The 16,133-nt window shown below is 64.7% G+C and carries 14 protein-coding genes; 6 read left to right on the top strand and 8 right to left on the bottom strand.

Translation table 11 applies throughout. The annotated features are described in order from the left end of the window. Positions 1-82 precede the first annotated feature (82 nt). Positions 83-973, top strand: coding sequence for a LysR family transcriptional regulator (locus tag FJ953_RS01570; RefSeq protein ID WP_140565381.1), 891 nt, complete (start codon positions 83-85; stop codon positions 971-973). Positions 974-1,084: 111 nt separating this feature from the next. Here FJ953_RS01570 and FJ953_RS01565 read toward each other — a convergent pair whose 3' ends face one another. Then, on the bottom strand, positions 1,085-2,455 hold the full coding sequence (locus FJ953_RS01565; protein WP_210239746.1) for a VpsF family polysaccharide biosynthesis protein: 1,371 nt from the start codon (positions 2,453-2,455) through the stop codon (positions 1,085-1,087). 1 nt (position 2,456) lies between these two features. Continuing rightward, positions 2,457-4,589 (bottom strand): exopolysaccharide transport family protein, encoded by a 2,133-nt coding sequence (locus tag FJ953_RS01560; protein ID WP_140559834.1) that lies wholly within the window; start codon positions 4,587-4,589, stop codon positions 2,457-2,459. Positions 4,590-4,853: 264 nt separating this feature from the next. Here FJ953_RS01560 and FJ953_RS01555 point away from each other — a divergent pair, with 264 nt between their 5' ends. The 3 genes from FJ953_RS01555 to FJ953_RS01545 all read left to right on the top strand — a co-directional run bounded on the left by FJ953_RS01555 (position 4,854) and on the right by FJ953_RS01545 (position 8,598). Beyond that, the gene (locus FJ953_RS01555; protein WP_140622888.1) at positions 4,854-6,359 is read left to right on the top strand and encodes a formyl transferase; all 1,506 of its coding nucleotides are present in this window, start codon (positions 4,854-4,856) and stop codon (positions 6,357-6,359) included. A 318-nt stretch (positions 6,360-6,677) separates the two neighbouring features. Next, positions 6,678-7,709 (top strand): hydroxyacid dehydrogenase, encoded by a 1,032-nt coding sequence (locus FJ953_RS01550; RefSeq protein WP_140622886.1) that lies wholly within the window; start codon positions 6,678-6,680, stop codon positions 7,707-7,709. 232 nt (positions 7,710-7,941) lie between these two features. Further along, entirely contained in the window at positions 7,942-8,598 is a 657-nt protein-coding gene (locus tag FJ953_RS01545; protein ID WP_140559837.1) for a GntR family transcriptional regulator, read from the top strand. Between the two features lie 57 nt (positions 8,599-8,655). On the opposite strand, the gene FJ953_RS01540 is transcribed toward FJ953_RS01545, so the two are convergent. Continuing rightward, on the bottom strand, positions 8,656-9,657 hold the full coding sequence (locus tag FJ953_RS01540; protein WP_140499092.1) for an NADP-dependent oxidoreductase: 1,002 nt from the start codon (positions 9,655-9,657) through the stop codon (positions 8,656-8,658). Positions 9,658-9,753: 96 nt separating this feature from the next. Next, positions 9,754-10,569: an oxidoreductase gene (locus tag FJ953_RS01535; protein WP_140499093.1), complete on the bottom strand. Its 816-nt coding sequence runs from the start codon at positions 10,567-10,569 to the stop codon at positions 9,754-9,756. A 104-nt stretch (positions 10,570-10,673) separates the two neighbouring features. On the opposite strand from FJ953_RS01535, the gene FJ953_RS01530 reads away from it, so the two are divergent. Together FJ953_RS01530 and FJ953_RS01525 are read left to right on the top strand one after the other, a co-directional pair. Next, positions 10,674-11,243: a TetR/AcrR family transcriptional regulator gene (locus FJ953_RS01530; protein WP_140499095.1), complete on the top strand. Its 570-nt coding sequence runs from the start codon at positions 10,674-10,676 to the stop codon at positions 11,241-11,243. A gap of 220 nt (positions 11,244-11,463) precedes the next feature. After that, positions 11,464-11,769 carry a hypothetical protein gene (locus FJ953_RS01525; RefSeq protein WP_140499097.1) on the top strand — a complete coding sequence of 102 codons (306 nt, stop codon included), beginning with the start codon at positions 11,464-11,466 and terminating at the stop codon, positions 11,767-11,769. 63 nt (positions 11,770-11,832) lie between these two features. Here FJ953_RS01525 and ugpC read toward each other — a convergent pair whose 3' ends face one another. The 4 genes from ugpC to FJ953_RS01505 are packed head-to-tail and all read right to left on the bottom strand — an operon-like array spanning position 11,833 to position 16,092. Next, positions 11,833-12,897 (bottom strand): sn-glycerol-3-phosphate ABC transporter ATP-binding protein UgpC, encoded by a 1,065-nt coding sequence (gene ugpC / locus FJ953_RS01520; protein ID WP_140622884.1) that lies wholly within the window; start codon positions 12,895-12,897, stop codon positions 11,833-11,835. 34 nt (positions 12,898-12,931) lie between these two features. After that, positions 12,932-13,753, bottom strand: coding sequence for a carbohydrate ABC transporter permease (locus tag FJ953_RS01515; RefSeq protein WP_140499101.1), 822 nt, complete (start codon positions 13,751-13,753; stop codon positions 12,932-12,934). Continuing rightward, positions 13,754-14,755, bottom strand: coding sequence for a sugar ABC transporter permease (locus tag FJ953_RS01510; RefSeq protein WP_224519032.1), 1,002 nt, complete (start codon positions 14,753-14,755; stop codon positions 13,754-13,756). Continuing rightward, positions 14,755-16,092, bottom strand: coding sequence for a sugar ABC transporter substrate-binding protein (locus FJ953_RS01505; protein ID WP_140622882.1), 1,338 nt, complete (start codon positions 16,090-16,092; stop codon positions 14,755-14,757). The genes FJ953_RS01510 and FJ953_RS01505 overlap by 1 nt, the downstream gene beginning before the upstream one ends. Positions 16,093-16,133 lie beyond the last annotated feature (41 nt).

Genomic DNA, 16,133 nt, shown 5'->3' with positions numbered 1-16,133 from the left:
CTTGACAGCTCCAATATGTGTGGCTCACTAATAGCCCAACAGGCGGAAATTTTAGACACGTCGTCTCGCTGGTGGAACACACATGGACCTCCTTGCCCTCGCCGATTTCAATCTCGTTGCCCGTCATGGCGGCTTCGGCAAAGCGGCAAGGGCCACCGGCCGGCCCAAGGCAACCCTGTCCCGGCGCGTTGGCGAACTGGAAAGCAGTCTTGATCTGCGCCTGTTTGAACGGGGCGCGCGTAACCTCAAGCTCACCGAAGAAGGACGGGCGCTCTTCGAGCGGACGGGAGCGTTGCTCGCCGAACTCGACGAGACCGCTTCGGCGATTGCCTCGGGCGGTCAGAGACCGAAGGGGAAGCTGCGGATCAGCGCGCCTTTGCATTTTTCTCAGACCGCGATGGGAAGGATCGCTGCGGGTTTCGCCCTCAAATATCCGGAGGTGAGGCTGGAGGTCACGACCGAGGACCGGGCCGTGGACATGATCGAGGAAGGCTATGACCTTGTGATCCGGGTCAATCCGGATCCCGACGAAAGCCTGGTCGGACGGGCGTTTCTGCGCGATCGCCTGGTCGTGGTGGCTCGCCCCGACCTTCCTCGCCCGACCGGTGGACTCGCCGCTCCTGGCGTTGCGCGCGGGGCAGGCGATCTGCAGACATTGCACGTGAAGACACAAGGCGGCCGGTCAACGATCAGGATCGAGCCGGTCGTCGCCTTGTCGACGCTCATCATGGTCCGGGACGCGGTGCGGGCCGGCGTCGGTGCGGCACATCTTCCCATTTCGTTGGTCAGCCACGACCTGGCTGACGGCACACTGGTAAGTTGGGGGGAGATCGACGGCCCCGAGATCGCTCTATGGACGCTCTACCCCTCTCGACGGCTGCTCAGCGCGCGAGTGTCGGCGTTCATGGACTTTCTAAAACAGGCCTTCCCAAACGGGACGCCCGACGAACTGGCTGCCTATATTGGCAGGTGACGACCGTGCCCGCTTTCGGGCGTGGAAAGTCCTAAGAAGCGCTTTCCCGGCGTCATGGCTGAGCCCCATGTCACATGCGATCCGTCTTTGCGAAACACAGGGGATCAGCCGCTAACGGCGGAGAGGCTGCGCTCTTCGCCGGTCGTCTCCAATTGCGCGCACTGCTTGCGCCTCTTGCCGCGCCACGGCCCGCGCCGGCCGGTACAGCACCAGCGCCAGCACCACGAATTTGGTCAACAGCGTCGTCTTGGAGGCGAGGGTCTCGGAGGTGTTGAGCAGGATCAGCCAGCCCAGCATGGGCAGCCAGATGCCGGGATGGCAGCGGCGTGCCACCTCATGCATGAACAGCACGAAGCCGAACAGCATCAGCAGGGTAAAGAAAGCGCCCTGATAGAGCACCATGCGTATGATCGGGTTCTCGATGCCTTGTTCCAGGCCGTTGATGCGGCGCATGCTTTCGATCAGATCGATATCAGGCCCCACGATCAGGTCGCCCAGCCCCAGATTCTTGAAGAGGTCGAACATTTCGACGCGGGCATTGGCGCTGCCGCTGTCGGACACGAAGCGTTCCAGCAGCGCGTCGAAGAAGCCGTAGGAAAAGAGAAGGGCGACCGCCACCGGCAGCAGCGTGGCGAGCAGGACCGCAAGGGCCGCGCCCAGCAGGCTGACGCGTCCATGCCGCAGATAGGCCACGCCCCTGAAAAGCAGATAGATGCCGCCGAGCGCGAGCGTGATCACCATCGCCGAACGTCCGCCGAACGCGACCAGCGCCGCGGTTTGCAGGCCGATCAGCGAAAGCCGCAGCGGCATCGACAGCGACCGTGAGCCGGAGAGCAGCGCCAGCACATAGACCGCGGTGATCGTGGCATTGGCCAGCGGATGGCCCTGAAGCGCGGTCGAGCGCAGGTCCGTGAACACCTCGCCGTCGAGCCGGTAGGGAAACACCAGCGTCTTGGTCGCGAACTCGAACAGCGCCAGCACCGCATTCGCCGACATCACCGCGTGAACGACCGTCTGCAGCCGCGCGAAGGTCCGGTCGTCGTCCTCGGCCAGCATCAGCACCAGCAGCGCCGCCGTCACGAACGTATCGACCATGCCCGCCATGCCCGGGCGATGCCTGACGACGACCACCACCAGGAGCACGACCGAGATGACCGCCATCAGCGCGCTGGCCGGCCGCCGGTCGGCAACGGCAGCCATATAGCCGACCGGATTGCCGAACGTGCATGAACGCCAGGCAAACACCAGCACCAGGAGATAGGTCGACGGATGGATCTTGGTGGCCGGACTGCCGAGCAGGCCGTCGTAATTGTAGCCCACCAGCCATAGCATGCCGCCGGAAACGGCGAACAGCACCGCCACCGTGACGACCAGGCCGAAGCGGGTCACCCAGTCGATGGAATTGCCGGCGCGGGATGCGGCGGCGGCTTGACCCGGCGCGGCCCAGCCGGCTGCCGGGCTGGCGGGCCGGACGGCGGCCATGTCAGGCCGCCTCGTCGACCAGCAAGGCGCCGGTCGGCAACCGCCCCATGACGGAAATGGCCTGCGAGGCCGCCGCGACATCGCGCATCGGCGTCGAGTTCAGCGTGGCGACGAGCAGGATTTCGTCGGCCATCGCTACCAGCGGCGAGGCATTGAGGTTGTCGGCCAGCGCGCCGCCATCGATGACGACGAGTTCGAAGTTGCGGCCCGCCTGGGCCAACATCTGCTGGGCAAAATAGACGCCCTGCGCTTCCTGGAAGACGGCCTTTGACCGGCCCCTGCCCAAAAGCGCGACATTGCTGCCGGGCGTATACTGGCTCAACGCCTCGATGCCGTATTCGCCGCGCAGCACGTCGAGTACGCCCGGCTGCTGATCTTTCTGGCCGCCGCCGGCATTGGTATCGATGAACAGGATACGGCCGCCCCGGGCGGCCGCGGCATTGGCCAGCAAGCGCGCCACCCTGCCGCGATGCGCGGCGTCCTCGGGCGGCGACGTCACCAGTATGGACGGCACCAGCGGCCAGTCCGGCGGGCGCCGGCCCGACGAGAACATGCGCCTCAGCGCCAGCCCCACAACCGCGTCCGTCTTCTGGCTCGCCGCGGCGGCCGTGCCGCCGAAAGGCCACCAGCGACGGGTGTTGCCCGATTTTGCCGGCACCACGCCAAGCACCGGCGCGTCGATGGCCGATTGCATCTGCGCGCTGGAAAGCACCGTGGGCGAGGAATATTCCGCGATCAGCGCCAGGCCGGTGCCGAGCCCCAGGCCGCCGAAGAGCGCGCCCAGGACAAGCAGCGACAGCGGCGGCCAGCTCTTCTTCAGGGCCGGCATGGCGCTGGAGATGATCCGCGCATTGGTGCTGTCGACGTTGATCTGCTCGCGCGTCTCCTGCACACGCTGCAGATAGTTGGCATAGACGGAGCGAACGGCCTCGAGATCGCGCTGCAACTCGCGCAGCTTGACCGAAGCCTGGTCCGTATCGAGCGACTTGGTCTTCATGCCGGCGACCTTGGCCTCCAGCGCCTGCTGGTTGGCCAGCGCTCGCTCGTAGTCGGTCTCGGCAGCCGCTCCGATGCGGCCGAGCTCTCGCCCGATCAGCGCACGCGTGTCGCGCAGCTGCTGCTGCGCCGCGATCATCGAGGGATGGCGTGGCCCAAGTTCCGTGCCGAACTGCGATACCTTGTCGACAAGCGTCGCCTCCTGCGCCCTGAGGCTCGAAATCACCGAGGAGCGCATCGCTTCCGAGGTCGCGTCCGGCGCCCCGCCCGACCTGCGCAACTGGTCGACCTGCGCCTTCAGCGCCGCGGTACGGCTTTGCGCTGCCGAAAGCTGCGTATTCAGCTCGGTCAGTTCCTGGTCGCTGACCAGATTGCCCGCCGCCATCACCATGTTGTTGGCGGACCTGTAGGCCTCGACGGCATTCTCGGCCTGCTGGACGCGCTTGCGTTGCTCATCCAGCCGCGCGGCGATGGCGTCCGAAGCGTCCTTGGCCATCCGCGCGCGTGAGCTCGCCTGATCCGCCAGATAGGCCTGCGCGATCGCATTGGCCAGCATCGCCGACTTCTCGGCATTCTTCGTGGTGATGATCACCTCGATGACCAGCACCTTGTCCGCTCGCCGCACCGCCAGGCGTGCGCGCAACGCATCGAGCGTCTTGGCCGTCTTGTCGGCTTCGCCTGACCCCGAACCCAGCAATCCGCCGAGTAAACGTCCCAGCATGCCCTGCCCGTTGAATTCAGGATCCTCGGTCAGGTTGGTCGCCTTGATGGCCCTGAGCAGCACCCCCGTCGACTGGACGACGCTGACCTGGCTTTCCACACGGGTTATGCCGCCGTCGGGCGGCACCTGGCTCGGATTGACGTCGTTGCTGACCACCTGCAGGTCTTGCGGGTCGATGATGATTTCCGCCGCCGAGCTGTAGAGCGCCGGCGTCATAAGCCCATAGAGCAATGCGCCGAGGGTCAGCAGCGCGGTGATGGCAAAGATGAGGAAACGGCGGCGCACCAGTATGCGCTTCACGTCGCCCAGCTCGACGGTCGAGGCCGGGTAGGAGGGCGCCGACGGCACCGCTCCGGGCGCGTATTGCATCGCCTCCGGAGCGTATTGTTGCGGCAACGAGAGCAGGGATGATTGCAAGGGTCGCTCCGACAACACTCCATGCGCCTGCAAAGATAAAATTGCGGCTTTGTCTTAGCTATGCTTCCAACTGTTAAAACACTGTTAATTATATTGAGAGCTCTTGTGATTTTTGGCACGGAGTTTGCCTAGAGAGGCACGGGTGTTGGAACGGCGCGGGCAACGGGGAAACGACATCGAATGGGGCAAAGCTTCATCCGTCCGGCCGTTTCCCGCGTCCAAACACCGGCCCAATACCGAACATCACAACGATGAGGATGCGACATGCAGGTGAGCCTGCGCCTGGACAGCGAATGCCCGCGTGCCTTTCACCTGACGCTGCTGGAGCGCCTGGCGGCGCTGGCGCATGTCGAGGTCTCTGTCGATCTCAGGCCGGCCGAGGGCGGCATACCACCCAGCGCCGCGGCGCTGTTTCAGCTGGAAACGGCCATCCATGGCCTGTCCGCGAACGGACTGGCGAAACGCCTGCCGCTTTCGGCGCTGGCGCCCTATCAAGCGCGGCCGCCGGCAGCGCCCGATCTGGTGATCGACCTCTGCGGCGACGTGCAGCGCGAAGGAACCCGCGTCTGGCGCGTGACCTATGATGGCGCCGCGGGCGAAGCAGCCCTGCTGGCGCTGATCCTCGATGGGCGAACGCCGATTGGCCGTATAGAGGAAAACGGTACGTACCTCGCCGAAGGCCGCTTGGGCACCGAATATGGCGGCATCGCGCTTGCCTCGTTCCAGGATATGCTGGCGCGCACCGCGAGCCTGATCCTGGCGGCGATGACCGGCGCCGCGCGGCACGCTCTCCCCGTCCTGCCGGAGCCGGCGCACGGCAATGCCGCGCCCGCCATGCCGTCCGCCGCCAAGCTTGGCGTCAGGGCCGGCAAGGCGCTGGCGCGGCGCGTCGTCCAGAAGATCTACCATCTCTGCTACAACGCCCCGCACTGGAAGGTCGGCTGGCGGCAAACGCAGGGGCAGGACCTGCTCGACCTGCGGGCGCATCCGGCAACGGGCTGGCAGGTGCTTCCCGACGACGGCAGCCGCTTCTACGCCGACCCATTCCCGATCCTGTATCAGGGCAAGGTGACCCTGTTCGTCGAGGACTATATCCACTGTTTGGGCCGGGCCATCATCTCCGCCGTGCCGTTCGGCCCGTCGGGGCCGATCGGCCGCCCGGAACCGGTGCTCGACCTGCCCTATCACCTGTCCTATCCGTTCGTCTTCGAGCGCGACGGCGAAGTCTGGATGGTGCCGGAGAGCTGCGCCAACCGCACGGTCGACCTCTACCGCGCCACCGCCTTCCCTGGCGGCTGGGTCAAGGAAGCGACGCTGCTGTCAGACATCGTCGCCAGCGACGCCACCCTGGTCGAGCATGGCGGACGATGGTGGCTGTTCGCCACCGTCAGGGACGGCGGAGGCGCCTTTTCCGACGCGCTGCATCTGTGGTCGGCGCCGGACTTTCGCGGACCGTGGACGCCGCACCCCAAAAGCCCCGTCCTGATCGACATCGCCTCGGCGCGACCGGCGGGCCGCATGGTAGAACGGGAGGGCCAATTGCTGCGCCCCGTGCAGGACTGCCGCAGGAGCTATGGCGCGGCGCTCGGCATCGCACGCATTGTTCACCTCGATTTGGACGGCATGAGCCAGGTTGTCGAGACCATCTTGACGCCTGGCGCGCTATGGAGCGGGCGCAAGCTGCACACGCTAAACGAGGCGGGCGGCCTTGAATTCATCGACGGTTCCGCGATCGCGCCGCGCTGGAAGCAAAGGAGCGGCAGGCGCTGACGACGGCCTGCGCATAAGGTCGATCCGGCCCTCCGGCAAAAAGCCCCCGCCAGTCATGGCCGGCGGGGTGAGGCTCTGGAGTAAGCCGGAATCGGTCCGGCATGGATCAACGTATGGAGCGGTGGTTGGTTGCGGCGCCAGAAGCGCATTCCCTTTCCCTTTTTTGGGCCCTTGTTGAAGAACGGCCCCTCGCCCCAGCCGCAATCCCGCCTTTCTTGTCGCGAAATTTTCCTCCTCTGTATGCAGTTGTAAGTCGTTTAATCCGGGATAGATTGCGTGCAGAAGGGCGCCAGACGATCGCGCCGGGAGGAATTCGCCATGTCCGACAGCGCCCTGCCGCTGGTCATCAGCGCGCCCGAACCGCGCACGCTCGACCTCATCTTCACGCCGCCACAGCTGGCGCGCTTCAAGGAGAAATATCGCATCGTCGAGACGACGCCGGACGGCGTGGCGAAACTGCCGGCCGATGTGCTGGCCGAGGCCCGCTACATCGTCGGCCAGCCGCCGATCGCGGCCGAGACGCTGGAGAAGATGAAGGCGCTGCGCTGCGTCTTCAATGTCGAGAGCAACCTCATCGACAACATGCCCTATGAAACGCTGTTCGCGCGCGGCATCCATGTCGTCACAACGGGCCTGGTCTTCGCCGAGCCGGTGGCCGAGCTCGGCCTTGCCATGGCGCTCAACCTCGCCCGCGGCATCGTCGATGCCGACCTTGCCTTCCGCAAGGGCGAGGAATTGTGGGGCGGCGACGGCAACCGGACGGCGCGGCTGTTGTCAGGCGCCGATGTCGGCATCATCGGCTTCGGCGATCTCGGCCGCGCGCTGAACCGGCTGCTGTCGGGTTTCCGCACCAGGACAAAAGTCTTCGATCCCTGGCTGCCGCCGTCGATCCTGATCGACAATGGCGTCGAGCCGGCCTCGATGGACGAGGTGCTATCCGCCAGCGACTTCGTCTTCGTCGTCGCCTCGGTGACCAGCGAGAACCAGGGCTTCCTCGGCGCCGACGCCTTCGCCAGGATGCGCAAAGGCGCGGCCTTCATCTTGCTCAGCCGCGCAGGCGTGGTCGACTTCCCCGCTTTGATGGCGGCGGTGAAGGGCGGCCACATCCTCGCCGCCAGCGACGTCTTCCCCGAGGAGCCGCTGGCGCGGGACCACCCGGTGCGCGCCTTGCCCGGCTTCCTGCGCTCGGCCCACCGCGCCGGCGCGCTCGACATCGCCTTCAAGCGCATGGGCGACATGGTGCTGGAGGACATGGACCTGATCGACCGCGGCCTGCCGCCGCTGCGCTCCAAGCGCGCCGAGCGCGAAACGGTCTCGCGCATGCGCTCAAAGCCGGTGGACAGGAACTGACAGGGCGGCGACGTCCCTCGCGTCGCTTGACAAAAGCATGGCCAGCGACGACCCTCGCCCGGCCCATCTGGGGGCTCGGCAAGCTGCAGGGACCGTCGGCGGTAATGGCGCAGCTGGCGGGCTCAAGGCCAATCGGTCCGGCCGGCCAAGCGGTCCGGTTCTCTTTTTTCGCCATGGCAAGGCGGCAAGAGCGGCCCTCGCCATGAGGCTGTCGAAAACGCGACGGAGCGCGATGCTCAACACGATCGATTATGGCGGCAAGGAAGCCGATATCGTCCACGCGCTGGAGGAAGACATCATCTTCGGCAGGCTGGCGCCCGGCGCGCGCCTGGTCGAGGACGTGCTGCTCGCCCGCTTCCCGGTGTCGCGCCATACCATTCGACAGGCGCTCTATCAGCTCGAAAGGCTAGGCGTCGTCACGCGCGAGCGCAACAAGGGCGCCATGGTGCGGCGGCTGTCGCCCGACGAGGTGCGGCAGATCTACGAGGTGCGCGAGATGCTGCAGCGCCAGGCGGCGCTGATGATCCGCCTGCCGGCGAGCGACGCACTGATCGAAGAGCTGACGCAGATCCTCCGCAACTATAACGGCCACGTCGAGAGCGGCTACCTGCGCGGCATCCACGAGGCCAATGATCGTTTCCATCTCACCATGTTCTCGGCCTGCGGCAATGCCTATCTGGTGGCCTCGATCGAGCATTACATGCGCCTCAGCCTGCCGGTGCGGGCTAACTCGCTGGCCGACAGGGAAAAGCTCGACATCTCGCGCCAGCACCACGCGATGATGATCGAGGCGCTGAAGCGCCGGGACAATTGGGTGCTGGCGCAGCTCTGCGTCGACCATTTGCAGCCCAGCAAGGCGTTCTATCTCCAGGAGATCGAGAGCGGCTGAGACCGCCCTGGCTAAAAGGCGCAAGACTGACAACAGGCCGAGCGGCGCCGGCGCCTTCTATCTCACCTTCACGACCACCTTGCCCTTGGCGCGCCCCGTCTCGACATAGGCCAGCGCCTCGTTGGTCTTTTCGAATGGGAATACCTGATCCATGACAGGGCGTATGACGCCGGATTGGATGAGCGACGTGATCCTGCTCAGTTGATCGCCCTGCGCCCACATGAACAGGAACGAATATCCGACCCCGGCGCGTCTGGCCTTGCGGCGTATGCCGCGGCTCAGCAGGCGCAGGACCAGTTTCAGGACAATGTTGAGGCCTTTGTCCCTGGCAAATTCGGGATCCGGTGGACCGGAGATGGAGATGAGCTTTCCGCCCGGCTTCAGCACATGCAGGGATTTCTCGAGCGTCTTGGGGTCCTGGCTGTTCAGGACGACGTCGTAGCCATGCAGGACCTTCTCGAAGTCCTCCTTCTTGTAGTCGATGACGACATCGGCTCCGAGACGTCTCACCAGATCGGCGCTCGCGGCGCTGGCCGTCGTCGCAACCGTGGCGCCGAGATGTTTTGCCAGTTGGATGGCGAATGTCCCCACACCGCCGGAGCCGGCCTGGATGAACACCTTCTGCCCTTTCTTCAGCCCTGCCCTGTCGACGAGCACCTGCCAAGCGGTCAGGCCGACCAGCGGAATGGAGGCCGCCTCCTCCATGCTGAGACTGTCGGGCTTCAAGGCCACGTCGGCTTCTTCGACGGCGATGAATTCGGCGAATGTCCCGATCCGTCCGTCGCGCGCCCGCGCATAGACTTCGTCGCCGGTCTTGAATTTGCGTACTTTCGACCCGACGCGAATGACGATGCCAGCCACGTCATGGCCAAGGATGAATGGCGGGCGGTAAGGCAATATGAGTTTGAACTCCCCGTCCCGGAGTTTGGAATCGAGAAGGTTTACGCCAGCGGCGTGGACCTCGATCAGGACATCGTTGTCGCGCGGTTCCGGCTCAGGCATCTCTGCAAGCCGCAGGGCGCCCTTCTTCTGATATCTGTCGACGACAAAGGCTTTCATCACATTCGCTTTCTTGAAATGAATCCCGATATCGGACAGGCTGGGCTTTCGGCGCAGCGAAACTGCTTGTGCGGGCACCGACTTGGCACGTTCCGTTCAGGCAGGCAGGCGGAACTGCTTGCGCAAGGTCTTGTCGAACGTCGCGGCGGGCGCGAACCGCCGCAGCGTGCTGACCAGGCGGGCTGTCTTGCCGGCGGTGTAGCGTCGGCGCTGACGCTTCTCGGTGGCGGCCCTGAGTACCACATTCGCCACCGCTTCCGGAGGGTCTGCTTTCGGCATCACGTCGCGAAGCAATGCGTCGATACCGGCGCGGGCCTGATCGTATTCCTTCATGACGGAATCGGGCTCGAGCCCGTTCTGGTCGAACACGGTGCGCACGAAGGCAGGTTCGATGACCGAAACCCGGATGTTGAAAGCGCGAACCTCGTGGTCGAGCGATTCCGAATAGCCTTCGAGCGCGTGCTTGACGGCGGAATAGTGGGCCGAGTACGGCGCGGGGACCAATCCCAGGATCGAGCCGATATTGACGATGCGCCCCCCGCCGCGCCGCCGCATCGACGGCAGCACCGCGTTGATCATCCGCATGACGCCGAACAGATTGACATCGAACAGGGCCTTGGACTGGGAAACCGAGGATTCCTCCGCGCCTCCCAGCAGCCCGACGCCGGCATTGTTGACCAGAAGGTCTATCCGGCCGGTCCTGGCGAGGACATCTGAAACCAGAGCTGCGACCGACGCGTCATCGGTCACGTCACAAACCAGCATCGATATCCCGTCCGAGCCCTGGCCTGATATTTTGCGGCTGGTGCCGAAGACGGTGAAACCCGCCCGCGCCAAAGCCTCCGCGCTGGCGCGGCCGATGCCGGAGGAGGCGCCGGTCACGATCGCCGTCTTTCCTGAATTCCGGTTCATCTGGTGACTCCGAACTCGAGAGGTCTTGCCTCTCGGCGATGATTGAATTATGATCGTAATATCACATTACGGGTGTAATGCAATAGGGAAGCGGAAGGAGCGCCATGCGCTACGAAAAAGGCCGGAAGGACGCATCACGCAGCCGGATCATGGAGGTCGCCGCCGAACGGTTTCGCAGTGACGGCATCGCCGCGTCCGGGCTGGCAAGCATCATGAGCGACGCCGGCATGACGAACGGCGCCTTCTATCCACACTTTCAATCCAAGGCCGAACTCGTCCGCGAGAGCATGGTCGCGGCACTGGAGGCTCAGTCGCAGCAATTGCAGGGGGCGTTGGCCTCGGGAGGGCTGGAGTTGGCCCTGGGGATGTATCTGTCGCCCGAGCACCGGGATCATCCGGAGACCGGCTGTGCTTCGGCGGCGCTGTTGCCCGAAATCGCGCGTCAGCCATCCGAGACCCGCGCGCTCTACACCGAACGATTAATGACTCTGGTGCGCCAGCTATCGGCGCAGTTGCCGCCTGGAATCCCTGATCCGGAGGGCGTTGCATTGGGCGTTTTCGCGGCGCTCATCGGCGCCCTTCAACTGTCCCGCGCGGTGGAGGGAACTGAATTGTCCGATCGCATGCTGACGGCGGGAGCGGAGGCGGCGCGGACTCTGGTCCAGCCGCGCTAGGGAGAACAGGAAGGCGCTATCCCGTGCGATGTGCCCCCGCTGCAAATCTAACGATGCAGCCAAACGAAGAAAAAAGCGGAAAGTTTCGCCGCCGTTGAACAATATATTTGTTCAGACCGGGCCTCAGCTGACATGGCGAACCGGAACTTTCCTCCAAACCTTCCGTTTCTTTGAAGATCGTTGCTTCGACGGTCGAAGAGCAACAGGGAAGGATCCTATCATGAACATCAAGATGATCTGCGTCGGCGCGATGACGCTTTCGATGCTCGCGGGCTCGGCCCTCGCCGCCGCGAACAAGGGCACGTCGGCACTCGACGACCCGGCCAAGATGCAGCCCTTCTACACCGACTCCAGCATGAAGAAGATGCGCAGCAGCGACGAGTTCACGAAAGCGTGGAAAGCGCTCACTCCGGAAGACCAGAAGATGATGATGACGGCCTGCGACGATGAGGCCAAGGACGCCAACGCCGCCAACAGCCATCCGGAGTTCTGCAGCAGCGTCAAGGCGAATGGCGGCAGCAAATAGACCGGCCAAGAGCAGGCTTTGTAGCCCGCACCCTGAAGACAGCCCCGTCTCGCGGGGCTGTTGTCATTCGCCGACGCGCCGGCCGGTTTCGGCGTCGAACAGATGCGCGCAGGCGCGGTCGACCTCGATGCGCACCGGCTGGCCCTGCTTGAGCGCCAGCCGCTCGCGGAAAAGGCAGTCTATCTCCTCGCCGCCGCAGTCGACCTTGGCGAAGATCTCCGAACCGGTGGCTTCCAGCAGCGTGACGCCGCCGGGTATGCCTTGGCTGCTGGCGCGGATGTGTTCGGGGCGGATGCCGTAGACCAGCTCTCCGCCCGGGACCTGTGCCGGATGAAGCGGCGCCGGCAGCGGCAAGGTCAGCCCGCCTGCGCTGCGGAAGACGCCTTCCTGGATGCGGCCGCGAATGAAATTCATGGCGGGCGAACCGATGAAGCCGGCGACGAAGAGATTGGCCGGCTGGTCGTAGAGGTCGAGCGGCGCGCCGACCTGCTCGACCAGGCCGTCATGCAGCACCACGATCTTGTCGGCCATGGTCATGGCCTCGATCTGGTCATGCGTGACATAGATGGTGGTGGTGCCCAGCCGCTGGTGCAGCGCCTTGATCTCGCCTCGCATCTGCACGCGCAGCTTGGCGTCCAGGTTGGAGAGCGGTTCGTCGAACAGGAAGACTTGCGGGTCGCGCACGATGGCGCGCCCCATGGCGACACGCTGGCGCTGGCCGCCCGAAAGCTGGCGCGGGAAGCGGTCGAGCAGCTTTTCCAGGCCGAGGATACTCGCCGCCCTGTTGACGCGGCCGGCGGTATCGGCCGGATCGGCTTTCTTGATCTTGAGCGCGAAACCCATATTGTCGGCCACCGTCATATGCGGGTAGAGCGCGTAGTTCTGGAACACCATGGCGATGTTGCGGTCTCGCGCCCTGAGATCGTTGACGACCCGCTCGCCGATGGCGATCCTGCCGGCCGAGATCGTCTCCAGCCCCGCGATCATGCGCAGCAGCGTCGACTTTCCGCAGCCCGAAGGTCCGACCAGGATCACGAACTCGCCATCGGCGATGTCGACGCTGACGTCGTGAATGATCCTGGTCGCTCCGAATGCCTTCTGCACATTGTGGATGGTCACCGCTGCCATTTCATGTCCTCACCTGGAAAGAGTGTCGTCGGCTTCAGCCGCCCTTGACCGCGCCGGCGGTCAGCCCGGCGACGATCTGCCTTTGCGCGAACATGGTCAGCACCAGCACCGGCAGCGTCACCACCAGTGCGGCGGCGGCCAGCGGCCCCCAGCTCACCTGCTCGTAGGAGAGCATGTTGTAGACCGCGACCGGCAAGGTCCGCGTCTCGCGGCTGGCCAGCACCACGCCAAAGACGAAATTGTTCCAGGAGAAGATGATGGACAGGATGAAGGCCACCACGATGCCTGGCCTGGCGATGGGCAACGCGACCAGCCGGAACACCTGCCATGAGGAGGCGCCGTCCATGCTGGCGGCCTCCTCCAGCTCCATCGGCGTGGTTTCGAAATAGCCGATCATTACCCAGACCACGATCGGCACCGTGACCACGAGATGGATGATGATCTGCGGCCACAGCGTGCCCAATATGCCGGCCCACTGGAACAGCAGGAACAGCGGGATGAGGTAGGACAGCCCCGGCGTCATACGCGCGATCATGATGACGACCGCCGACCGTTCGGCCTTGAGCCGCGCTATGCCGTAGCCGGCAGGCACGCCGATCAGCAGCGCCAAGAGCGTCGCCGTGCCGGTCACCAGCACCGAGTTCCAGAAGTAGAGCAGGAAATTGTTCTCCTCGAACACCTTGGCATAGTTCGACCAGGCCACGTGCTCGGGGATGAAGACCGGCGGCGAGGCGCCGTTGTCGATCTCGAATTTCAGGGACAGCGAGATCATCCAGAGGAAGAACAGGATCGCCGGCGAGACGAAGACCAGGGCGGCGAAGAACAGGCCGATCCGGTTGAGCAGTCGCGAACGCATCTATTTGCCCTCCGCGTCGGTCCAGCGGCTGCGCTGGCGCAGCATCAGCAGGACGAAGGACAGCGCTACGATAAGAACGAAGAACACCACCGCCATGGCGGAGCCGTAGCCGACGTCGTAATAGGAGAAGGCGATGTTGTAGAGATAGATGTTGATGGTCTCGGAGGCCGTGCCCGGTCCACCCTGGGTCATCGCATAGATGATGTCGAAGCTCTTCAGCGCGTCGATCGTGCGGATGATCACCGCGATCATCAGGAACGGCGCGATCATCGGCAAGGTCAGGTACCGGAACTGCTGCCAAGCATTGGCGCCGTCGATCTCGGCGCTCTCGAAGGGTTCGCGCGGCACCGAGGCCAGCCCGCCCAGCACGATCAGCATCACCAGCGGCGTCCACTGCCAGGTCTCGACAGCGACCAGCGAGGGGATGACCGTCCTGGCGTTGAATATCCATTCCTGCGCCGGAATGCCGACCAGCGACAGAAGGTAGTTGAGCACGCCGAGTTGCGGATGGAACATCATCGTCCAGACCAGCGCCACGGCGACGGGCGTGGCCATCATCGGCATCACGAAAATACCGCGCAGCACGCCGCGCAGCGGGAACCGGGCATCGAAGATCAGCGCCGCGACCGTGCCGAGCAGCATCGGCGCGGCCACCGAAAGGAAAGTGTAGGACAAAGTGTGCGCGAGCGATTCCCAGAACCGCCCATCGCCGACCAGTCGCAGATAGTTCTCCATCCCCGCGAAGCTTCGCGACTGGCCAAGCGTCCAGCGGTTGACGCTCATCCACAGCGTGAAGGCCCAGGGAAAGACGATGACGGCGCCGACGACGACCAGCGCGGGGACGACGAAGGGCCAGTAGCTGGGAGCCAGCTTGACGGGCCGGCCCCCCTCGCTTGCCTGTTTCGTCACCCCGGTACGATCGGTCGTCGCCCCGGCGCGATCCGTCGTCGCCCCGGCGCGACTCGTCGTCGCCTCGGCGCGCTCTGGGGCAGTTGCGGACATCAGCCTTGCTCGCTCCTGTCGAGGACCGGCTGGAACTGTTCCGTCGCCTTCTTCAGTTCCTCCGCCGGGTCGGCCCCGGCGAGCAGGTTGCTGAGCGCCACGCCATAGATGTCGCGGAATTCGGTGACCGGGATGATGACCGGCAGCGCCAGCCGGCTGACATTGCCGGAGCCGACCACGGCATCGAGCCAACTCGCCGGCATGGTCACGCCTTCGCGCACCTTTGGGTCTTCCAGCACCGATTTGCGGAACGGCACGCCGGCACCCGCCTGCAGCAGCCGCGCGCCCATGCCGGCCGACACCGCCCATTGGCAAAAGAGATAGGCGGCTTCCTTCTTCTCGCTGGCCGCTGTCACGCCGAGCCCGTCGCCGAACGTACCCGAGGCATGCGCCTTGGGGCCCTTGGGCATGACGCCGTAGCCGACCTTGCCGACCACCCTCGACTTCTCCGGATTTTCCATCGGCGGCGCGAAACCGACGCCGTCGAACCACATGCCTATCTTGCCTTGCAGGAAGGCGGATTGCGCTTCGGCCCAGTTGAAGCCGGTGACGCCGGGCGGCGCGGATTTGGTCATCAGCCGCTGGTAGAGGGCGGCGGCCTCTACCGCCTCGGGCGCGGTGGTGCGCAGCTTGCCCTTGTCGTCGAGCGGCGTCATGTCGTAGCCGAGCATCAGCGAGGTCCAGACCGGCGTGTTGGCATTCTTGAGGCCGCGCGCGACGAAACCGTAGGTGTTGGTCGACGGGTCTGTCAGCGCCTCCGCGGCCGCAACGAGCTGATCGAAGGTTTCGGGGTATTTGAGGCCCTTGGCCTCGAACAGCTCCTTGTTCCAGTAGATTATCCAATAGTCGACCGAGAACGGCAGCGAGCGCAGCACGCCCTGGCCGTCCTTGGCGAACAGCATGCCGGCATCGGCAAAGTCCTTTTCTACAAGGCTCGGATCGGTCAGCGTCGGGTCGGCAAGGTAGCCCGATATGTCGGCCAGCCAGCCGCCCTTCTCGAACTGCCGCTTCTGCACATGGTAGCTCAGATGCACGACGTCGAAGCTGGGTTTGCCGGAGCTGAGCTCGATCACCGTCTTCTGGCGCTGCTGCTGCTCGGGCGTCGCCTCGGCATTGATCTTGATGCCCGTCAGTTCCTCGAACTCGGCGAGATATTTGATCAGCGTGTCGCTGCGCGGGCTTTTCACCAGATTGACGTCGAGCGTCGTGCCCGCGAAGCGCTTCCAGTCGACGCCGGCGGCAAGGCTCGGGCGGATACCGGCAAGGCCGGCGCCGGCGAGCATGGCGGCGCCCGCAAGGAGCTGTCTTCTGGTTGGGTTGAATGGATTGGACGGCATTTCTTCCTCCCGGTTGCTGTCGTTGTCGATTGCGCCGCGAC

The sequence above is a fragment of the Mesorhizobium sp. B2-3-6 genome, assembly GCF_006442305.1.
Taxonomy (GTDB): Bacteria; Pseudomonadota; Alphaproteobacteria; order Rhizobiales; family Rhizobiaceae; genus Mesorhizobium.
The sequence above is the reverse complement of the archived record's forward strand: the minus strand, read 5'-3'. Positions and strand labels throughout refer to the sequence as shown.